Below are 19,485 nucleotides of genomic sequence, written 5' to 3' on the forward strand. Positions count from 1 at the left end.
TGCCTCCCAATTTTTCAATTTCAAGGGACGGGGATGGCACAACAGGACGATTTCGCGCCCACCGTGGCGCTGGCGGATGAGCGCGCCGCGGCGGCGGCGCAGGCGCTGGACATCCGGTTCACCGGCTCGGGCAGCGAGTACTTCCGCATCTGGATCGTGAACCTGCTGCTCACGCTGGTCACCCTCACCCTGTATGCGCCGTTCGCGCGCGCGCGGCGCATCGCCTACTTCCAGAACAACACCCTGGTCGGCGGCGACCCGCTGGGCTTCCACGCCGACCCCTGGAAGATGTTCCGCGGCTACCTGCTGGTGCTGCTGCTGGGCGTGGGTTACTGGGCGGTGTCGAACTTCCTGCCCCACCTGGCGTGGATCGCGCTGCTGGTTTTCATGGTGCTCTGGCCCGCGCTGTGGCGCGCCTCGCTGCAGTTCCGGCTGCGCAACACCAGCTGGCGCGGCGTGCGCCTGAGCTTCGCGGGGGATCTGAAGGGCGCCTACCTCAGCATGCTGCCCTTCTTCCTGCCCGCGCTGGCCTTCGTGCTGTTCCTGCCCGCCGTGACCGAAGGCGAAGAGATGGCGCCCGAGGTGGCCCGACGCAGCGGCATCGTGATCGGCTCGGTGGTGCTGCTCTTCACGGCGCTCATGCCCTGGCTCCTGGCGCGCATCAAACGCTACCAGCATGGGGGCTATGTGTTCGCGCAGCAGCGCACGCAGCTGGACACCGGCACCGGCCGCTTCTACGGGCTGTTCCTGAAAACGGGTGGCGTGAGCCTGCTGGTGGGCCTGGTGGGCGCCGCGCTGGTCGCCCTGGTGCTGTTCGTGCTGGCGCGTGGCATGTTCGGCGACCTGGCGGCCGGCCAGCGGCGGGCCCTGGTGGCGCTGGTGGTGCCGGTGGCGCTGGGGGTGATCTACCTGCTGATCCCGCTGGTGAGCGCCCCGTACTTCGGCGCGCGTTTCCAGGACCTGCTGTGGAACGGCACGCGCAGCGAGAAGGTCCGCTTCGGCAGCGCGCTGCGCTTTCGCAGCCTGTTCCGCGTCACCCTGGTCAACTGGCTGCTGATCGTGGTCACGCTGGGCCTGTACTGGCCCTTCGCCAAGGTGCGCACCGCGCGCCTGAAGCTCGAGGCCATGTCCTTGGCGGTCGATGGGCCGGTGGATGACTGGCTGGCGAGCGCGCAGCAGGCCGGCAAGGGGGTGCTGGGCGACGCGGCCGGCGACTTCTTCGGCATGGACATGGGGCTCTGATGGGCGCTGCGCCTGCCTCGCTGCACAGCCAGTGGTTCGACGGCCAGTCGCCCAAGCCGCGCGCGGTGACGCTGCGCGTGGAGGCGGGCGAGCTGCTCATGCAAGCGGGTGAGGACACGCGGCGCTACCCGCTGGCGCGCGTGCGCTGGCCGGAGCGGCGCACGCACGGCCAGCGCCAGGCCGAGTTGCCGGACGGCGGTCTCATCCAGCACGCCGATGCGGCGGCGTGGGACGCCTGGGCGCAGGCCAGCGGTTTGCAGGACAGCGCGGTGGTGGGCTGGATGCAGAGCTGGCGCGCCGCGCTGGTGGCGCTCGCGGGTTCGGTGGTGTTCCTGGGGGCCGCCTGGTTGTGGGGCGTGCCGTGGTTGAGCCAGACGCTGGCGCACCAGGTGCCGGATTCGCTGGACCGGCATGTGGGGCAGCAGAGCTTGCAGCAGCTGGACCGCCTGTTTCTGCGGCCCAGCGCCTTGCCGCAGAAGCGGCAGGACGAGTTGCGCCAGCGTTTCAAGTCGCTGGTGGATCGTGCTTATCCGCAGGGGGATGCGCCGCACTGGGAGCTGGCGTTCCATGCCTCGCCGGTGTTGGGCGCGAATGCGTTTGCGTTGCCGGGTGGTTACATGGTGATGACGGATGAGTTGGTGGAGTTGTTGCACGACCAGCCGGATGCGTTGGTGGGTGTGTTGGCGCACGAGTTGGGCCATGTGGAGCACCGCGATGGGCTGGACATGGTGGTGCGCGCGAGTCTGATCAGTGCGTTGGTGGGGGTGGTGTTGGGGGATGCGAGCGGTTTTCTGGCGACGGTGCCGGCGACGTTGGCGACCCAGGCCTATTCGCGCGACACCGAGCGGCGCGCGGATGCGCATGCGGCTCGGCTGATGCACGCGGGGGGTGTGCCGCCGGCGGCCATGGCGGTGTTTTTCGAGCGCATGCTTGTTGAGGCCGACAAGGACTCTTCTCCGCAGGATGAGGAGGACCGTGTGTCGTTGCCCATCGCGATTGGCAGCCATCCGGATCACTTGGAACGCATTCGGTTTTTTCGGGAGTGGCGGCCTGAGGACTCGCGCTAGTTTCTGGCCTTGCACCTCGCGCTGACGGCTGACGTGGTCCGCGTTCTCCGGCGCTGCTCGCGGGCGTCTGCCCTGGCGCTCATGCGTTACCCCATCAACACCGCTGCTTCACACAGCCTCTGTGGCAACCGCGAATGGGCGCCTGCGCCCGCGAACCCCACCATCCGTCGAGAGGGAGGGAATGGAACGCCATTCAATTGAAACTTGAATTCAAACACTTGAATTGCACCATGCCACTGGGTCGATGGTGCGGGTGGCCGGGCGCAGGCGCCCATTCGCGGTTGCCACAGAGGTCGTGTGCCCACACGGTATTGACGAAGTGGTATGCGAGCGCCCGGGCAGCCGTCCGCGAGCAGCGCCGGAGAACGGCCACCCGCACCAGCGGCCCCGAGACCAAGTTGGCACAAGGGCCCCGAGACCAAGTCACCCCAGCCAAGCCACACGAACCAAAACCACGCCCTGTGGCAACATGACCACCCTAAAAGGAGCCACCACATGATCACCCTGGAATTCCTGATCACCTCCCTCATCGTCGTCCTCATCCCCGGCACAGGCGTGGTGTTCACCGTGTCCGCCGGGCTGGTGCAGGGAAAGCGGGCCAGCCTGTTCGCCTCACTCGGCTGCACCCTGGGCATCGTGCCCCACCTGCTGGCCACCGTGCTCGGCCTCGCCGCCGTCATGCACACCAGCGCGCTCGCCTTCCAACTCCTCAAATACGCCGGCGTCGCCTACCTCCTCTACCTGGCCATCGCCACCTGGCGCGACCGCTCGGCCTTCGTGGTGCAGGAAGGCGGCGCACGGCGCAGCGCCCTCAGCCTCACCGTCAAAGCCTTCCTCCTCAACATCCTCAACCCCAAACTCACCATCTTCTTCCTCGCCTTCCTGCCCCAGTTCGTCGACCCCGCCGCCACCTCGCCCCTGGGCCAACTGCTGCTGCTCAGCGGCGTCTTCATGGCCGATGACCTTCGGCGTCTTCGTGCTCTACGGCCTGCTCGCGCACGCCTTCCGCCGCGCGGTCATCGACTCGCCGCGCGTGCAGGACTGGCTGCGCCGCGGCTTCTCCGCCGCCTTCGCCGGCCTGGGCGCGCAACTCGCGTTCACCGAACGCTGACGCACCGCGCTCACAGCACCAGCCGCTGCACGTAGCCCGTCATCTCCAGATACCCCCGCCCCACAGCCTTGCCGTTGCTGTCGATCAGGTCGGACAGCCCTTCCCAATACACCGTGCCGGTGCTCGAACGGCTGTCGAGTTCCTGCGGGTCGATGACGGCCTTCACCGTGTAGAAATCGCCCGGCGTGCGCACCACCCACTCCACCGGGTAGCGCGCGCGCGTGAGTGGGCTGGTCCACCAGCGCCGGGCCTGGAAGTCCACCTCGCCCGGGCTGAAGCGGTAGAGGTCGGTGGCGCTCTGCGCGCTGCCCGCCGCGCGGAACGAGCCGCCCGCCCAGAGCTTGCTGCCGTCCTTGCGGCGCAGCTGGAAGGCCGTGAGGCTGTGGCCGTCGAAGAGGTTCATGCCGATCCAGTCCCAGCCCACCGCCTCGGGGTGCAGCAGGGCCTCGCTCCATTCGTGGTCCAGCCAGGCGGTGCCGCGCACCTCGAAGCGCTGGCCTTTGAGCGCCAGCGTGCCTTGCACGGCCAGGTGCGGCTGGCTCACGTAGAAGCTGGCCTGCGACGCGTCCGGCCCCTTGCGCGAAAACCCCTGGTCGCCCTGCAGCAGCCAGGCCTGCTGCGGCACCGCCTGCAGATCGATGCCGAGTTCGTCGCCCACCACGCGCGCGGTGTAGTGGCCGTTGTCGGGCCGGCGCCGCAGCGACCAGTCGCGCAGCACCACCTGCGTGTCCTCGGCGCTGGCGAACACGCCGCGCTCGGCGACTGGCGCGGGCGGCTCGCCGTCCCAGCGCGCGATGCGCTGGTCGTGCAGCAAGCGGCCGCCCTGCACGTCGGTGATGGCCGCGTGCGCGAACAGCAGCTGCTTCGCGGCCAGCGGGCCGCGCAGGGCCTGCGTGCCGTCCACGCGGCTGCGGAAGAACGTCACCTGGAAACCGAAGTCGCGCCCGGCCGCGTCCTTCGCCTGGCCGGTGAGGTACCACCATTCGGTGCGCGTCTCGTTGTGCGTGCCGTGGTCGCGCGGGAACACGAGTGGGCGCGGCCGCAGCGCATCGCCCGGGCGGTGCGCCGGTTGTGCATGAACCAGGGGCCAGGCCAGCCCCGCCGCACCCAGCAGCAGGTGCCGCCGCGTGGGAAGCCCGGGCCGATTCATGGCGCCATCAACCTTGCAGCTGCGCCCGCACGCTCGCGAGCGAGGGCGCGACATCGCCGAAGCGCTCCTGCGCCCAGCCGGGGTCGAAGTAGGTCTGGCGGTAGCGCTCGCCGCTGTCGCAGAGCAGCGAAAGAAGGGCACCGCTCTCACCCCGCGCCTTCATGCCCTGTGCCAGGTCCAGCATGGCCACCAGGTTGGTGCCGGTGGACGGGCCCACGCGACGGCCCAGCAGGTCGGACAGGGCGTGCATCGCGGCCAGCGAATCGGCATCGGACACCTCCAGCATGCGGTCGATCAGGCTGGGGATGAAGCTGGGTTCCACGCGCGGGCGCCCGATGCCTTCGATGCGCGAGCCCGGCGCGGTGAGCGTGCCGTCGCGCAGCCGGTGGTAGGCGCAGAACACCGAGCCCGCCGGGTCGGCCACGCACAGCTGACTGGCGTGGCGCCGGTAGCGCAGGAAGCGGCCGATGGTGGCGCTGGTGCCGCCCGTGCCCGCGCCGACCACGATCCAGCGCGGCACCGGGTGGCGTTCGTGCGCCATCTGCTCGAACATGCTCTGCGCGATGTTGTTGTTGCCGCGCCAGTCGGTCGCGCGCTCGGCGTTCGTGAACTGGTCCATGTAGCTGCGCACCGGTTTCCTTCGCGAGCGCGTGGGCCGCGGCGTACACCTCGCCGGTGGTCTCCACGAAGTGGCAGCGCCCACCGTAGAGGGCGATCTGGTCCAGCTTTTCCTGCGAGGTGCTGCGCGGCATCACGGCGATGAAGGGCAGGCCGAGCAGGCGGGCGAAGTAGGCCTCGCTCACGGCGGTGGAACCGCTGGACGCTTCCACGATGGTGGTGCCTTCGTGCACCCAGCCGTTGCACAGCGCGTAGAGAAACAGCGAGCGCGCCAGCCGGTGCTTCAGGCTGCCGGTGGGGTGGGTGGACTCGTCCTTGAGATAGAAGTCGATGCCGTGCGCCGCCCAGCCGGGCAGGGGCAGGGCGATGAGGTGCGTGTCGGCGCTGCGGCAGAAGTCGGCCTCGATGCGCGCGATGGCCTGGTGCACCCAGGCGGTGGAGGGGGTCATGTCGATCTTCGGTGAAGGCGGGGGGAGGCAGGCATTGTGTATTACCAGTCTTCTTTCACCGCGCGCACCGCATCGCGGTTGGCGGCGGCCTGGCCGGCGAGCCAGGCGGTGAGCGTGCCGGCCACCACCACGGCGGCGCACAGCGCGAGCAGGCGGGCCCAGGGCAGCACGAGGTCCATGGTCCAGTGGAAGCTCTGCGGGTTGACCACGTGCACCAGCACCAGGCTCACGGCCAGGCCGAGCGCGAGGCCGGCGAGCGCGCCGAGCACCGTCCAGGCCAGGCCTTCGAGCGCCACCACGCCCAGGATCTGCGACCGCGTGAGGCCCAGGTGCGCGAGCAGGCCGAATTCGCGGCGGCGCGCCAGCACCTGCGCGCTGAAGCTCGCGGCCACGCCGAACAGGCCGATGCCGATCGCCACCGCTTGCAGCCACACGGTGACGGCGAAGCTGCGGTCGAAGATGCGCAGCGAGTTGGCGCGGATCTGGCCGACCGAGGCGAACTCGATGGCATTCGCCGCACCCTGTGCCTCGGCCAGCGCGCGGATGCGTTCGCGCACCGCGTTTTCGTCGGCCCCTTCGGCCAGGTGCAGCGCGAGGTCGTTCACGCGCGCGTCGCCGGTGAGGCGCACGAAGTCGGCGCGGTCCATCACCACGCTGCCGTGCTGGCGCGCGTAGTCGCGCCACACGCCGGCCACGAAGAAGCGCGTGCCGCGCACCTGCGGCTCGGCGAAGGCCTGCGCGAGCGCGGGCAGCCAGCTGCCGGGCCGGGCACCGTACAGGTCCACCATGGCCTCGCTCACATAGACCGTGACCACGCGCTGTTCGCCCTCGGGCACGGCAGGGGCGGGCAGGGGGTTGCCCACCAGGGGCAGGCTGAGCGTGCCGCCGGTGGTTCTCTCCAGCGGGCGCGTGAGCAGCGCGATGGCGGGGCGCTCGGGCGCGAGCTGCACCGGCGTGGCGCGCAGCGTGTCCACGCGCGCCACGCCGGGGACACCGGCCACGGCGGTCACGAACCCGGTGGGCAGGTGGCTGCCGTCGCCCGCGCCGCTGCCCACGCTGCGCACGTAGAGCTGGGCGGGCAGCACGGCGTCGAGCCAATGCGTGACCGAGTCGCGAAAGCTCGCCACCATCACCGTGAGCGCGACCGACAGCGCCAGGCTCGCGACCACGCCGCTGGGGCGCACGGCGGCGGTCTCGCGCAAACGGCGCGCGCGCTCCACCGCGAGCACCGGCAGGGCGTGGCGCGCGATGCGCGGCGCGATGCGGTCCAGCAGCCAGCCCACGCCCAGCGGCAGCGCCGCGATGCCACCCACCAGCAGCAGGCCCACCGACACATAGGCCGCCAGGGGAATGCCCGCCACCGGTGGTGCCCAGGCCATGGCGGCGGCCAGCAGCACCAGGGCCAATGCCAGCGTGTGGCGGCGCGCGCCGGGCCGCGGCGGCGCGCCCAGGCCCTTGAGCGCGAGCGCGGGCGCCAGGCGCGCGGTGGCCTGCGCGGGCCACCAGCCGCCCACCAGCGCCGCCACCACGCCCAGCAGCAGGTAGACCATGGCCGCGAGCGGGCTCCACAGCAGCGGCGGCGCCACGCCCGAGAAATAACCCCCGCCCAGGTCGCCGCCGAGCAGGCGCAGCGCGAGCGCGGCCAGGGCCGTGCCCAGCGCGATGCCCAGCGCGCTGCCCAGCAGGCCGAGCAGGGCCGACTCGGCCAGCACCAGGCGCAGCCGTTCGCGGCTGGACAGGCCCAGCACGCCCAACAGCGCGAACTGCGGCTGGCGCCGCGCCACCGACAGCGAGAGCACCGAGAACACCAGGAAGGCGCCGGTGAACAGGGCCACCAGCGCGAGCACCGTGAGGTTGACGCGGTAGGCGCGCGAGAGGTTGCTCACGCGCTCGCCCGACTGCTCGGGCCGCTGCGCGATCACGTTCGGCGGCAGGTCCAGCGCGGCCAGCACCTCGCTGGCGCGCGCGCCGCTGGCCAGGCGCAGGTCGATGCGGCTGAGCTGGCCCACGCGGTCCATCAGCGCTTGCGCGGCGGCCACGTCCATCACCAGCAGCGGCGCGCCGGGGGCGTTCACGCGGCCGGCCACGCGCAGCACCGCGCCGTTCTGCAGCCGCACGGTGCTCTGCCCCGCGAAGGCCTGTTGCGCCGCCGCGTTGAGGAACACGGTGTCGGGCGCGAAGAGGTCGAAGCGCCGCGTGGTGTTTTCGCCGTCGGTCACCGGCATCAGGGCGGGCGAGAGGCCGGCCACCACCAGCGCGTCCACACCCACCAGCTTCGCGCCCAGGCGCTCGCCGTCGCGCGCGAGGGCCTGCACGGGGCCTTCCAGCACCGGGCTGGCGAGCGCCACGCCGGGGTGCGCGGCCACGCGGGCGAGCAGGGTGTCGTCCAGCGAGCCCTGACGCGCGCGCAGCTCCACGTCGGGCTGGCCGTTGACCGAGCTCACCGCGCTGGAGAACTCGGCCAGCGCCGAGGCGTTGATCAGGTGCACCGCGAAGGCCAGCGCCACGCCCAGCATGACCGCCACCACCGCCGAGGCGTTGCGCCAGGGGTGGTGGCGCAACTCTTGCAAGGAGAAGGTCGAGAGCAGCGCGCGCATGGCGTGGAGCTTAAGCCCTCGCGCTTGGTGAGGCAGCGCACCGACGAAGCCGCGGCAAAGGCCTAAGATGGTCCAACGGTTGTCTGGCGTTCACCGATCACACAGCGCCTTCACGCGCTGCCGCCCGCCGCAAGGCGGGTCCACTTCTCCCCACACGGTGACCCCCATGGTTCGCATCCACCTCGCCATCGATCTGCAGTACGAGATCCACCCACCCGGTGCCGATTTCATCTTCAACGTGCAGGCCGCGCATTCGCCCCAGCAGACCGTGAGCTGGGAGCAGCTGCAGGTCAGCCAGCCCGTGCCCCTGCTGATGCACACCGACGCGGCCACGCGCACGCGCACGCTGCGCCTGAGCGCCGGGCCGGGCGCGCTGTCGGTGCGCTACCGCGCCACGGTGGACATCGAGCACCACGTGGCGCAGCCCGACAGCGTGTTCGAGACGCCCGTGGCCCAGCTGCCGCCCGAGGCGCTGGCCTACATCTACCCCAGCCGCTACTGCCAGTCCGACTGCGTCACCGCCATGGCCAACGAGCTGTTTCGCCAGTTGCCCATGGGTTACACACGGGTGCAGGCGATCCAGCAATGGGTGCAGAGCCAGGTGACGTTCGAGTCGAACACCAGCAATTCCATGACCTCGGCGCTGGACACGCTCAACGACCGCAAGGGGGTGTGCCGCGATTTCGCGCACCTCATGATCACGATGTGCCGCGCGCTCAACATTCCCGCGCGCTTCACCACCGCGGTCGACTTCGGCGCCGACCCCGCCCTGGGCCCGACCGACTTCCACGCCTACGTGGAAGCCTATGTGGGCCACCGCTGGTACATCTTCGATCCCTCGGGCACCGCGATCCCCATGGGCTTCCTGCGCATCGGCACCGGGCGCGACGCGGCCGACGCCTCGTTCGCCACCATCTTCGGCGGGGTGGTCACGCACGCGCCGCGCATCGACATCTCGGCCCAGACCAGCCCGCAGCACGGCTGGCTGATGCCGGTGCACCGGCCCGAGGCCTTGTCGACCGACGGCGGCTGGCAGGCGGGCGGCTAACGCTGCTCAAGCGCGGCGCGGGCCGCTTTCTCCGTGGCGAGCAGGTGCTGCTCCATGAGGGCGACCGCGGCCGTCGTATCCCTGCGCAGGACCGCGTCGAGGATCGCCTGGTGTTCCGCCTGCACGTCCCGGGCCACCAGCGGGCCCTTGTGGCGGGCCTTGCGGTAGCGCTGCGAATGGTCCATCAACTGGTTCCAGAACCGCAGCAGCCACTCCGAACCACAGGCGCTCACCAGCGCCGCATGAAAGTGGCGGTGCTGCTTCTCCCACTCGAGATCCGTGGTGCTGCCTTCGCTCCCGGGCAGGGGGGTGCGCCCCAGCACGTGCAGGGCGGCAACCACCTCTGCTTCCCAGCGGGCGTCGCCGTGCTGGATGGATTCGGTCAGGCAAAGGCGTTCGATCTCACGGCGCGTCTTCATCAGATCGGCCAGCTCGGCGAGTGAGATCTCCAGGACGCGCGCGCCCCGCCGCGCTTCCATGGACACCAGCCCCTCGCTGGCTAGGCGGGCCAGCGCCTCGCGGATGGGCGTGAGCCCCAGGCCGAACCGCTCTTCCAGCTCCGCGACCCGCAAGCGGTCGTTCGCCCCCAGGTCGCCCAACAGGATTTCCTGCCGCAGGCGGTGGTACGCGCGCTCGGTGCGCGAGCCCGAATCGAGGGCGGGGTCTTCTACAACGAACTGATTCATGAAGTAAATAGGAGTTTATACGAAACACAATATTTCATGAAAAACGTATATTTCATGAAATTCAGCGACTTTCGCAAACGGAGAAATTATCGCACCGACCGCCCTCCGTGGGCCGGTGAGCCGCCTTCTCCCCGCCGCGAAAGAGGCGTTTTCACCCCCCTGTCCCGAAAGTACCCATGAAACTGAAACGATGCACCCTTCTCCCCGCGCTGGTCCTGGTCAGCGGCGCCGCGTGGTCCCAGAGCACCAGCACGGTCTACGGCCTCGTCGACCTGGCCTTCGTGCGCGAAAGCGGCGGGCCCAACGGCGCCAGCGCCTCCAAGCTCACCAGCGGCGTTGCCGGCGGCTCGCGGCTGGGCTTTCGCGGCACCGAAGACCTCGGTGCGGGGCTCTCGGCGTTCTATGTCCTGGAAATGGGGCTCAACGCGGACAACGGCACGCTGGGGCAGGGCGGTCTCGCGTTCGGGCGGCAGTCGCTCGTGGGCCTGCAGGGCGGTTTCGGCAGCCTCTCGCTCGGCCGCCAGTACACCCCCATCGCCTTCGTCCAGACCGAGACGGATCCCTTCATCACGGGCCTGGCCGGGACGTCCGCCAACCTGATCAGCGCCGGCGGCGCGGGCGGCAACAACCGCATGGACAACACCGTGCGCTACACCTACGCGGCCAAGGCCGGCTGGACCGCCGATGTGGTCTACGGCCTGGGCGAAACGCCCGGCGACAGCAGCGCGCGGCGCCAGTACGGTGGCGCGATCGGCTATGTGTCGGGTCCGGTGTACGTCAAGCTGGGCCACCACAACGTCAACAGCGCCGCATCGGTGCCGGCGAAGATGAGCTTCCTCGGGGCGAAATACGACTTTGGCGTGGCGACGGCGCATTTCAACTACGTGGTGAACAAGGGCTCGGCGGTGTTCGGCCTGGTCAACGCGGACTCGCGCGACGTGCTGCTGGGGGTGTCGGTGCCTTATGGGGCAGGGCGGTTCATGGCCTCGTACATCCGCAAGAACGACCGGACCGCCGCCCACCACGATGCGAGCCAGTGGGCGCTGGGCTACACGCACGCCCTGTCCAGGCGAACGGGTGTCTACGCCTCGATCGCGCGCATCGACAACAGCGTGCCCGCAGGCTCCCCCACCGGCTTCTACCGGGTGGGCAACGCCACCGAACAAGGGCTGGGCAACCGGGCCTACAACGTCGGCATCCGCCATGCCTTCTGACGCCTGCCGCGCGCCAGAAGCGTCCTTCCCTCCATTGCCTTCAGACACCATGAACACCTCCTTCCATCGCCGCTCCTCGCTGCGGCTGCTGCTCGCCACCTTCGCCGCCGCGGCGCTGCTCGCGCCGAAGGCGCAGGCCCAGGCGCCGAACTACCCCAACAAGCTGGTCACCATCGTGGTGGGCTACCCCGCTGGCGGCGACACCGACGTGCTGGCGCGGTTGATCGCCGAGAAGCTCGCCCCCCGCCTGGGACAACCCGTGGTGGTCGACAACCGCACCGGCGCCGCCGGCACCATCGCGACCAACTACGTCTCCAAGGCACGCCCGGATCGCCAGCATCCTGCTGCTGGCCCCCAACACCGCGGCCATCACGCCCCACGTGATGACGGCCGCCGGCAGCGCGATCGACCCGAGCACGGAACTGACCTCCATCGTCCAGCTGGGCAGCCAATCGCTGTTCGTCGTCGCGGCGACCTCGACCGGCGTTTCTTCCGTGAAGGAACTGGTGGCCAAGGCCAAGGCCGGCGGCATCGTGAGCTACGCCAGCCCTGGCAACGGTTCGCCCATGCACATCCTCGGCGAACTCTTCAACAAGTCCACCGGCACGAAGATCACGCAGATTCCGTACCGGGGCAGCATGCCCGCCATCGCCGACGTGGTGGGCGGGGCGATCCCGCTGATGTACACCACGCTGGGTCCCGCCGCGCCGCACATCAAGTCGGGCCGCCTGGTGCCGCTGGCGGTGGCCGACCTGAAGCGCTCGCCCTTTCTGCCCGATGTGCCCACGCTCGCCGAGCAGGGCATCATGGGGGCCGAGGTCGGGGCCTGGCAGGCGCTGATGGGGCCCAAGGGCATGCCCGCCGACCTGGTCCAGCTGATCAACCAGCATGTCAACGAAATCCTCAAGATGCCCGATGTGATCGCGCGGATGGAGACCATCGCGCTCGCGCCAGCGGGTGGAGACCCTGGCAAGCTCGCGAAGCTGGTGGCCGCCGACTATGTCCGCTATGGCAAGGTCGTGGCCGAATTTGGTATCAAGGCGGACTGAGCGCCGCAAGCACCGTGACCCACCATCCACAGAACCTTTTGTCCCGCCTTTCACCGCAGCCGCCGCTTCCCTTCGAAGCCGCGCAGGCCTACGAAGAGACCGTGCTGGGCTGGGCCGCCGACGCGCCGCTGCCGGCCGGCATCGCCGTCGCGCGCGACCGCGCCTATGGCCCCGATCCGCAGCACCGCTGCGACGTGTACCGGTCCACCGATGCGCGGGACGACGCCCCCATCCTGATCTTCTGGCACGGCGGCGGCTGGACCAACGGCTACAAGGAGTACGTTGCCTTCATGGCGCCAGCCGTGGTCGGCCTGGGCATGGTGCTGGTGGCGCCGGGCTACCGGCTGGCGCCGGGGCACCGGCTGCCGGCGGCGTTCGAAGACGGCCTGGCGCTCACCCGCCATGTGATCGCCCATGCGGCCGACTTCGGCGGTCGCGGCGACCAGATCTACCTGGCGGGGCATTCCGCGGGCGCGCATCTGGCGGCGCTGGTGGCCTTGCGGCGCGAGGAAGCGGGCGGCGCCGGCATTCCCCCGGGCGCGATCCGGGCCTGCCTGCCCGTGAGCGGCATCATGGATCTGCACCACCCCGATCCCCCCGCGGCCAGCCTGGAAGAGCGCATCTACAGCATGGTGCTGAGCGACGCGGCGCACGACGCCGTGATGAGCCCGCTGTGCTGGACGGTGGGCAACACCATCCCCATGTACCTCAGCCATGGCGAGTCCGACAGTGCCCGGGTGGTTCATTCGAACCGCCGCATGGCGGCCTTGCTGGCCAGGCAGCCGGCGCCGTCCCAGCTGCACGAAGAGCCCGGCCTGGACCATTTTGCGACCCACACCTGCCTGCGCGACCCGAAGGCGGCGTGGTACCAGCGCCTGGCCGGCCTGCTGCAGGCCCACCGGCGCCTGGATCCATCCGCTGTTTGAGAGGAAAAAGAATGCAGACCACCCCCACCCCCGCCGAGAGGGAAACCGCTTTCATCACCGGAGGCGCCTCCGGCATCGGCCGCGCCACGGCGCTGCGCCTGGCCGAGGACGGTTTCCGCGTCGTGGTGATCGACCGCAACGCGGCGCAGGTCGACACGCTGCTCGCGGAACTCACCCAGGCCGGGCGCGACGCGGCCGGCCACGCGGTCGACGTGTGCGACCGCCCGGCCATCGCGGCGCTGATCGCCGCCGAGGCGCGGGTCGACGTCATGGTGTGCGCGGCGGGGATCGGCCCCGCCCGGTCCTTCGACGACATCCGCGACGAAGACTTCCGCTCTGTGCTGGACGTGAATGTGCTGGGCGTCTTCATCGCCGCGCAGGAAGCCACGCGGCGCATGAAGCCGGGCGGTCGGGTCGTGACGGTGTCCTCGCGCGCGGCGCTGGGCGGCACTGGTTTTGCGCACTACGTGGCCTCGAAAGCCGCGGTGGTGGGCCTGACCCGGGCCATGGCGATGGACCTTCGCCAGCGGCAGATCGCGGTCAACTCGATCGCGCCGGGCTTCACCGACACCGGCATGACGCGCGCCATGACGCCCGAGCAGCACGCGGCGGCCAGCGCTTTCGAACCGAGCGGGCGGCCCGCCGATCCGGGCGAGATCGCCCATGCCATTGCCTTCCTCGCGTCGCCGCGCACCCGCTTCATCACGGGCCAGACCCTGTTCGTGGATGGTGGCAAGTCGCTGGGCGGCCTGGGCCTGTAAGGAGGCCGCGATGATCGTTCGAACCGCGTGTCTCGAAGGCACCGTGAAGCCGGAGGACGTGGACCGCCTGGATGCCTTCGTGATCGAGCAGTTGGTGCCGCTGATGAAGCGCTTTCCCGGCGTGCGCGCCGTGCGGGTGCTGCGCGCCCTGTCCATCGAGGACGGCGGCCCGCGCCTGCACATGACCTTCGAATCCTCCTACGACTCGGTGGACGCCATGGAGCGCGCCTTTGCCGATCCCGTTCGCCAGGTGCTGAAAGCCCAGCTCGCGCAGATCCGGCCCTGGTTCCAGGGCCGCCTGTTCCACGTCACGCAAAAGGTGCTGGCCGACGGGCCTTGCCCGACGCCCGACAGGGCATAGCCGACCAAATTAGTCTGCATGCCACTTCCCACGCCGAACGTTTGCCGGTAGAATTCAGTTCGTTTCAAGTAAGAAACACGGGTTTACTAAAGAAACGTTTGGCGCCCGGAGGCGGCCAGGCACTTCAAGGATTGCAGATGAGCGTACTGGGCATCGATCAAATCACCTACGGCGCCGCCGACCTGCCGCGCTGCCGCCAGTTCTTCCTGGACTGGGGCCTGTCGCTGGTGCAGGAATCTCCACAGGAACTGGTGTTCGAATCGCTCAACGGCTGCCGCGTGGTCGTGGCGCACTCCGACAAGCCCGGCCTGCCGGCCGGCGTGGAGCCCGACCCGACGCTGCGCGAGGTGGTCTGGGGCGTGGACACGGCCGAGAGCCTGGCGCTCTACCGCAGCCGCCTGCAGGGCCAGCCCGGCTTCGTGGAGGCCGATGGCCGCTTCGGCTGCACCGACCCCAATGGCCTGGCGGTGCGCCTGCAGCTCACGAAAAAGCGCGAGGTGCAGATCGAGAGCGCGCTCGTCAACACCTGGAGCGACCGCCCGCGCCGCAACCAGCGCAGCCCGGCCTACGACCGCGCCACGCCGGTCGAGGTGGGCCACGTGGTGTTCTTCGTGACCGACCTCAAGGCCACCGGTGCCTTCTACATCGACAACCTGGACTTCGTGGTCTCCGACCTGTACCCCGAGCGCGGCCTGTTCCTGCGCTGCGCGGCCGAGGGCGGCCACCACGACCTGTTCCTGCTGCAGCCGCCCGAGCCGCGCAAGGGCCTGAACCACGTGGCCTTCTCCGTGCGCGACCTGCACGAAGTGGTCGGCGGCGGCATGCACATGTCGCGCAGCGGCTGGAGCACCGAGCTCGGCCCGGGCCGACACCCGATCTCCTCGGCGATGTTCTGGTACTTCGAGAGCCCGGCCGGCGCGCTGGTGGAGTACTACACCGACGAGGACGAACTCACCGCCGACTGGGAGCCGCGTGAATTCACGCCCGGTCCGACGGTGTTCGCCGAATGGGCCATCAAGGGCGGCATCGACGGCCATACGCGCCGCCAGGTGAACGCCGGTGCGCCCAGCGGCAAATTCATGACCGACAAGCCCAAGCCGCCCACGGAATGACGACACCGAAGGAGACACCGCATGCGAACCCCCGACCTCTACAACGAAACCCACCAGACGCGCACCGCACCCCCGACCTCGTATGAGGGTTTGCTGGGCGATTCGATCGAACGCGCCTACGCTCAGGGCATCCACGACCTCGAAGGCCTGGTGAAGTACCTCAACGACGCGGGGCCCTCGGGCCCCAATGGCCAGCGCTGGACCGAGCAGTCCTTCCAGCAGGAAATGGCCCGCCTCGGCGCCTGAACCCCGCCGCCCGACCCCAGCCCCACCGCCAGGAGACACGTCCATGGATACCTCTGTCATCAACGTTCAGCTCGACCCGGTCGACGCCGTCCTCGAAGTCGGCCTCAAAGACCTGTGGTTCCCGGTCTGCCCGTCCAGCTTCGTGAAGAACGACCCGATCTCGATCCGCCGCCTGGGCTACAAGATCGCGCTCTGGCGCGACCAGGCCGGCCAGGTCCATGCGCTGGAAGACCACTGCCCGCACCGCGGCGCGCCGCTCTCGCTGGGTGTGAACCTGGGCGACCGCCTGGCCTGCCCGTACCACGGCGTCGAAGTGCGCTGCGACGGCACCGTCACCCGCGTGCCCGGCAGCCCCGGCTGCAAGCTCGAAGGCTCGCGCCCCGCGCGCATGTTCCACGCCGCCGAAGCGGCCGGCGCGATCTTTCTCTACAACGCGAGCAACCCCATCCTGGACGACGCGCCGCCGCTGCAGCTGCCCGAGGAACTGACCTCGCCCGAGTGGTCGAACTTCCTCTGCTACACCGAGTGGGGCGGCGACTACCGCTACGTGGTCGACAACGTCATGGACCCGATGCACGGCGTGTACCTGCACAAGCAGTCGCACACCATGAGCGAGGGCGACAGCCAGGCCGAATTCCAGATCCGCGACATCCCCAACGGCTTCTGCTTCGAGAAGAAGGGCCAGCGCGGCGTCAACTTCGACTGGACCGAGTGGATGGACCTGGGCATCCACGTGATGCGCCTGGAGATCCCGTACCCCAAGACCGGCGGCCCCGGTGGCAACTTCACCATCATCGGCAGCTACACGCCCATCAGCAACCGCACCTCGGGGGTGTTCCACTGGCGCTGCCGCCGCGTGAGCGGCTGGCAGCGCGACACCTGGCGCTTCCTCTACAAGAACCGCCTGGAAGAGCGCCACTGGAACGTGCTGGAGCAGGACCGCGTGGCGGTGGAGAACATGGAGCCCGACGCCAACAAGCGCGAGCACCTGTACGCGCACGACATGGGCATCGTGCGCCTGCGCCGCCACCTCAGAAACCTGGCCAAGGCCCAGCTCGACAAGCCCATGTGAGAATCGCGGGATGAGCAACAACGCCACCACCCTGCAAGCCTGGGTCCACACGCTGCGCCACGAAGCCGATGACGTGATCAGCGTGGACCTGCGTCCCGCCCCCGATGTCGTGTTCCCGCCGTTCGAGGCCGGCTCGCACATCGACCTGCACCTGCCCAACGGCATGGTGCGCAGCTACTCGCTGTGCAACAACAGCCAGGAGCGCCACCGCTACGTGGTGGGCGTGCTCAAGGACCGCACCAGCCGGGGCGGCTCGCGCTGCGTGCACGAGCAGCTGCGCGTGGGCATGCGCATCACCATCAGCGCGCCGCGCAACCACTTCGGCCTGCACGAAGAGGCCAGCCACACGGTGCTGGTGGCCGGCGGCATCGGCGTCACGCCCGTGCTGTGCATGGCGCGCCGCCTCAAAGACCTGGGCCGCAGCTTCGAATTCCTGTACTTCGCGCGTTCGCGCAAGAGCGCGGCCTTCATCGCCGAGATCGAGGCCCTGGGCGTGCCCGTGACCTGGCACTTCGACGACGAGAAGGGCGGCCCGCCCGACCTCACGGCCCTGCTGGGCCGGCGCGCGCCCGCGGCCAGCGAGCACTTCTACGCCTGCGGCCCGGCCGTGATGCTCGACAACTTCGAGAAGACCTGCGCCGCGCTGGGCCACAGCAACGCCCACATCGAGCGCTTCACGGCGGTCGAGGTGGCGGCCGCGGACGACGCGAAGACCAGCTTCACCGTCGAGCTGCGCCGCAGTGGCCAGATGTTCGAGGTCACGCCCGACACCACGCTGCACAAGCGCCTGATCGAGATCAACGCCGACGTGCCCTTCAGCTGCGAAGAGGGCATCTGCGGTTCGTGCGAAACCAAGGTGCTCGAAGGCATCCCCGACCACCGCGACATGGTGCTGACCGACGCCGAGCGCGCGGCCAACAAGGCCATGATGGTCTGCGTCTCCGGTTGCAAGAGCGACCGGCTGGTGCTCGATATCTAAGCGTCGATCGAGCCGTCGGCGTCGGCAGCCCCGCACTGCCGCCGCAGCTTGCCGAGCACCGTGTACAGCACGCGGCGCTCGTCCCGGCTGAGCGTGAGGATCATCTGCGCCTGGCTGCGCCGCGCCAGCGGCATGATTTCCTGGTACAGCGCCTGACCGGCTTCGGTCATCAAGCAGATGAGGCCCTTGCGACCCCGGGGACCCGGTGTCTGCATCTCCACCAGGCCCCGGTCGCCCAGCAGGCGCAGCGCGCGGCTGACCTGCGCCTTGTCGGCGGCCGCCAGTTCCACCAGTTCCGCGAACGGCAGTGAGCCCGCGTGCGCCAGCACGGACAGGATGCGCCACTCCGACACCGTGAGCTCGAAGCGGTTGGCATAGGGCAGGGTGATCGCGCGCCGCAGCCCATTGCTGGTGTGGCTGAACATGGTGGTCAAGAAGTCGTGCACCGCCAGACCCGCGCCATCGGGCGCCAGATCGGCCCAGGGGTTGCTGGCGCCGTCGTCGACCCCTTCGGGCGGCAGGGCAGAGGGGTTCGTCAGGGGCTCTTCTTGGGGCATGCGGGGATTCTCAGGGAAGCGGCGCGCCCGATCGGCTTCGCGCCGCGATCTCGTTGTTGATCAGTCAATTAAATTGCAACAAATTGTCAGAAATCGGGATTTCATCGTTGATCAGTCAACGACGAAGGCATACGATGAAGGTGTTTCTGTTGTGAACCCATGTTTCCAATATGAAACGTCTAAATGGCGCGGACGGACACCGGCCTGGACCCCACCCAACGGCATGAATCGCCTTCACAGGAGTGCATTGATGAAAACGGATCGTCGACAGTGGATGGCCTTGGCCCTGGCGGCCACGGCCTTGTTTGCGGGTGGCGCGGCCGCCCAGGCCTACCCCGAGAAAACCATCAGCCTGGTCGTGGCCTATCCACCCGGTGGCGACTCGGACGCCACCGCCCGGCTGTTCGCCGAGAAGCTGTCGCAGCGGCTCAAGCAACCCGTGATCGTGGACAACCGGCCCGGCGCGGGCGGCACGGTGGGCAACACCTACGTCTCGCGCGCCAAACCCGATGGCTACACGCTGCTCTTCACACCCAACCCCTTCACCACCGCGCCCATGGTGCTCAAGCTCGCGCCCAACGCCAGCTACGACGCGCTCAACGGCTTCGACCCGGTCGTGCTGAGCGCCATGCAGTCGGTGCTGCTGGTGACGCACCCCGAGAGCGGCATCAAGAGCGTGGCCGACCTCGTGGCCCAGGCCAAGGCCGGCAAGCAGCTCACCTACGCCAGCCCGGGCGCGGGCTCGCCGATGCACATCGTGGCCGAGTGGCTGAACCGCGCTGCCGGCATCCAGGTGCAGCACATCCCGTTCCGCGGCGTCGGCCCGATGATTCCCGACATGCTGGCCGGGCGGGTCAGCATGGGCTACGTCACCCTGGGCGCGGTGGAGCAGCACCTCAAGTCCGGCAAGCTGGTGGCGGTGGCGCTCACCGACGGCGAGCGCACACCGCTGCTGCCCAACCTGTCCACCGTGGCCGAGCAGGGCTACAAGGACGTCAAGCTCGGCGCCTGGAACGGCATCTTCGCGCCCAAGGGCACGCCCCCGGCCGTGGTCAAGCAGCTCAACGAGCACATGAACGAGATCCTGCGCATGCCCGACGTGGTCGAGAAGATGGCGACCTTCGGCTCACGCCCGGTGGGCGGCAAGCCCGAGGCGCTGGCGAAGATCAACGCCGACGATTACGCGCGCCTCTCCAAGCTCATCAAAGACCTGAACATCCAGGCCGACTGAGCCCAGGCG

17 protein-coding genes and 2 pseudogenes are annotated in these 19,485 nt (G+C 69.4%); 14 read left to right on the forward strand and 5 right to left on the reverse strand.

Features of this window, described 5'->3' with window-relative positions:
• Positions 1-33: 33 nt before the first annotated feature.
• The 3 genes from ACFJGX_RS13315 (at position 34) to ACFJGX_RS13325 (ending at position 3,455) form a co-directional block, all read left to right on the forward strand.
• Entirely contained in the window at positions 34-1,242 is a 1,209-nt protein-coding gene (locus ACFJGX_RS13315; RefSeq protein WP_382320756.1) for a YjgN family protein, read from the forward strand.
• A complete protein-coding gene (locus ACFJGX_RS13320; RefSeq protein WP_382320754.1) occupies positions 1,242-2,309 on the forward strand; it encodes a M48 family metallopeptidase in 1,068 nt (355 codons plus the stop codon). The genes ACFJGX_RS13315 and ACFJGX_RS13320 overlap by 1 nt, the downstream gene beginning before the upstream one ends.
• A gap of 495 nt (positions 2,310-2,804) precedes the next feature.
• Entirely contained in the window at positions 2,805-3,455 is a 651-nt protein-coding gene (locus tag ACFJGX_RS13325) for a LysE family translocator (protein WP_382328549.1), read from the forward strand.
• Here the strand turns inward: ACFJGX_RS13325 and ACFJGX_RS13330 are convergent.
• From ACFJGX_RS13330 to ACFJGX_RS13340, 3 genes and pseudogenes are all read right to left on the reverse strand, one after another.
• A complete protein-coding gene (locus tag ACFJGX_RS13330) occupies positions 3,431-4,570 on the reverse strand; it encodes a lipocalin-like domain-containing protein (protein ID WP_382320752.1) in 1,140 nt (379 codons plus the stop codon). The two genes, ACFJGX_RS13325 and ACFJGX_RS13330, sit on opposite strands and share 25 nt — an antisense overlap.
• A gap of 7 nt (positions 4,571-4,577) precedes the next feature.
• Positions 4,578-5,637: pseudogene (locus ACFJGX_RS13335) on the reverse strand (PLP-dependent cysteine synthase family protein).
• Between the two features lie 41 nt (positions 5,638-5,678).
• A complete protein-coding gene (locus ACFJGX_RS13340) occupies positions 5,679-8,234 on the reverse strand; it encodes an FtsX-like permease family protein (protein WP_382328551.1) in 2,556 nt (851 codons plus the stop codon).
• Between the two features lie 166 nt (positions 8,235-8,400).
• Here ACFJGX_RS13340 and ACFJGX_RS13345 point away from each other — a divergent pair, with 166 nt between their 5' ends.
• The gene (locus ACFJGX_RS13345) at positions 8,401-9,282 is read left to right on the forward strand and encodes a transglutaminase family protein (RefSeq protein ID WP_382328553.1); all 882 of its coding nucleotides are present in this window, start codon (positions 8,401-8,403) and stop codon (positions 9,280-9,282) included.
• Here the strand turns inward: ACFJGX_RS13345 and ACFJGX_RS13350 are convergent.
• Positions 9,279-9,968, reverse strand: coding sequence for a GntR family transcriptional regulator (locus ACFJGX_RS13350; protein ID WP_382320746.1), 690 nt, complete (start codon positions 9,966-9,968; stop codon positions 9,279-9,281). The genes ACFJGX_RS13345 and ACFJGX_RS13350 overlap by 4 nt on opposite strands.
• Before the next feature lie 176 nt (positions 9,969-10,144).
• Here ACFJGX_RS13350 and ACFJGX_RS13355 point away from each other — a divergent pair, with 176 nt between their 5' ends.
• The 9 genes and pseudogenes from ACFJGX_RS13355 to ACFJGX_RS13395 all read left to right on the forward strand — a co-directional run bounded on the left by ACFJGX_RS13355 (position 10,145) and on the right by ACFJGX_RS13395 (position 17,688).
• The gene (locus ACFJGX_RS13355; protein ID WP_382320744.1) at positions 10,145-11,182 is read left to right on the forward strand and encodes a porin; all 1,038 of its coding nucleotides are present in this window, start codon (positions 10,145-10,147) and stop codon (positions 11,180-11,182) included.
• 49 nt (positions 11,183-11,231) lie between these two features.
• Positions 11,232-12,231, forward strand: a pseudogene (locus tag ACFJGX_RS13360) (Bug family tripartite tricarboxylate transporter substrate binding protein).
• Between the two features lie 38 nt (positions 12,232-12,269).
• The gene (locus ACFJGX_RS13365) at positions 12,270-13,157 is read left to right on the forward strand and encodes an alpha/beta hydrolase (RefSeq protein ID WP_382328555.1); all 888 of its coding nucleotides are present in this window, start codon (positions 12,270-12,272) and stop codon (positions 13,155-13,157) included.
• A gap of 11 nt (positions 13,158-13,168) precedes the next feature.
• Positions 13,169-13,918, forward strand: coding sequence for an SDR family NAD(P)-dependent oxidoreductase (locus ACFJGX_RS13370; RefSeq protein ID WP_382328557.1), 750 nt, complete (start codon positions 13,169-13,171; stop codon positions 13,916-13,918).
• Positions 13,919-13,928: 10 nt separating this feature from the next.
• Positions 13,929-14,279 (forward strand): hypothetical protein, encoded by a 351-nt coding sequence (locus ACFJGX_RS13375; RefSeq protein ID WP_382320740.1) that lies wholly within the window; start codon positions 13,929-13,931, stop codon positions 14,277-14,279.
• Positions 14,280-14,416: 137 nt separating this feature from the next.
• The gene (locus ACFJGX_RS13380) at positions 14,417-15,391 is read left to right on the forward strand and encodes a VOC family protein (protein WP_382320738.1); all 975 of its coding nucleotides are present in this window, start codon (positions 14,417-14,419) and stop codon (positions 15,389-15,391) included.
• Positions 15,392-15,412: 21 nt separating this feature from the next.
• Positions 15,413-15,637, forward strand: a complete 225-nt coding sequence (locus ACFJGX_RS13385; RefSeq protein ID WP_382156567.1) for a recombinase-like helix-turn-helix domain-containing protein — start codon at positions 15,413-15,415, stop codon at positions 15,635-15,637.
• Positions 15,638-15,680: 43 nt separating this feature from the next.
• On the forward strand, positions 15,681-16,709 hold the full coding sequence (locus ACFJGX_RS13390; RefSeq protein ID WP_382320735.1) for a Rieske 2Fe-2S domain-containing protein: 1,029 nt from the start codon (positions 15,681-15,683) through the stop codon (positions 16,707-16,709).
• 10 nt (positions 16,710-16,719) lie between these two features.
• Entirely contained in the window at positions 16,720-17,688 is a 969-nt protein-coding gene (locus ACFJGX_RS13395; protein WP_382320733.1) for a PDR/VanB family oxidoreductase, read from the forward strand.
• Here ACFJGX_RS13395 and ACFJGX_RS13400 read toward each other — a convergent pair.
• On the reverse strand, positions 17,685-18,245 hold the full coding sequence (locus ACFJGX_RS13400) for a MarR family winged helix-turn-helix transcriptional regulator (RefSeq protein WP_382320731.1): 561 nt from the start codon (positions 18,243-18,245) through the stop codon (positions 17,685-17,687). The two genes, ACFJGX_RS13395 and ACFJGX_RS13400, sit on opposite strands and share 4 nt — an antisense overlap.
• 250 nt (positions 18,246-18,495) lie before the next feature.
• Between ACFJGX_RS13400 and ACFJGX_RS13405 the strand changes: the two genes are divergently transcribed.
• Entirely contained in the window at positions 18,496-19,476 is a 981-nt protein-coding gene (locus ACFJGX_RS13405) for a Bug family tripartite tricarboxylate transporter substrate binding protein (protein WP_382156575.1), read from the forward strand.
• Positions 19,477-19,485 lie beyond the last annotated feature (9 nt).

It is taken from the genome of Hydrogenophaga sp. UC242_50 (assembly GCF_042697355.1).
Lineage (GTDB): Bacteria > Pseudomonadota > Gammaproteobacteria > Burkholderiales > Burkholderiaceae_C > Hydrogenophaga.

Coding starts and splice junctions, on each gene's coding strand:
- ACFJGX_RS13315 (WP_382320756.1), top strand. CDS start 34: ATGGCACAACAGGACGATTTCGCGCCCACCGTGGCGCTGGCGGATGAG.
- ACFJGX_RS13320 (WP_382320754.1), top strand. CDS start 1,242: ATGGGCGCTGCGCCTGCCTCGCTGCACAGCCAGTGGTTCGACGGCCAG.
- ACFJGX_RS13325 (WP_382328549.1), top strand. CDS start 2,805: ATGATCACCCTGGAATTCCTGATCACCTCCCTCATCGTCGTCCTCATC.
- ACFJGX_RS13330 (WP_382320752.1), bottom strand. CDS start 4,570: ATGAATCGGCCCGGGCTTCCCACGCGGCGGCACCTGCTGCTGGGTGCG.
- ACFJGX_RS13340 (WP_382328551.1), bottom strand. CDS start 8,234: ATGCGCGCGCTGCTCTCGACCTTCTCCTTGCAAGAGTTGCGCCACCAC.
- ACFJGX_RS13345 (WP_382328553.1), top strand. CDS start 8,401: ATGGTTCGCATCCACCTCGCCATCGATCTGCAGTACGAGATCCACCCA.
- ACFJGX_RS13350 (WP_382320746.1), bottom strand. CDS start 9,968: ATGAATCAGTTCGTTGTAGAAGACCCCGCCCTCGATTCGGGCTCGCGC.
- ACFJGX_RS13355 (WP_382320744.1), top strand. CDS start 10,145: ATGAAACTGAAACGATGCACCCTTCTCCCCGCGCTGGTCCTGGTCAGC.
- ACFJGX_RS13370 (WP_382328557.1), top strand. CDS start 13,169: ATGCAGACCACCCCCACCCCCGCCGAGAGGGAAACCGCTTTCATCACC.
- ACFJGX_RS13375 (WP_382320740.1), top strand. CDS start 13,929: ATGATCGTTCGAACCGCGTGTCTCGAAGGCACCGTGAAGCCGGAGGAC.
- ACFJGX_RS13380 (WP_382320738.1), top strand. CDS start 14,417: ATGAGCGTACTGGGCATCGATCAAATCACCTACGGCGCCGCCGACCTG.
- ACFJGX_RS13385 (WP_382156567.1), top strand. CDS start 15,413: ATGCGAACCCCCGACCTCTACAACGAAACCCACCAGACGCGCACCGCA.
- ACFJGX_RS13390 (WP_382320735.1), top strand. CDS start 15,681: ATGGATACCTCTGTCATCAACGTTCAGCTCGACCCGGTCGACGCCGTC.
- ACFJGX_RS13395 (WP_382320733.1), top strand. CDS start 16,720: ATGAGCAACAACGCCACCACCCTGCAAGCCTGGGTCCACACGCTGCGC.
- ACFJGX_RS13400 (WP_382320731.1), bottom strand. CDS start 18,245: ATGCCCCAAGAAGAGCCCCTGACGAACCCCTCTGCCCTGCCGCCCGAA.
- ACFJGX_RS13405 (WP_382156575.1), top strand. CDS start 18,496: ATGAAAACGGATCGTCGACAGTGGATGGCCTTGGCCCTGGCGGCCACG.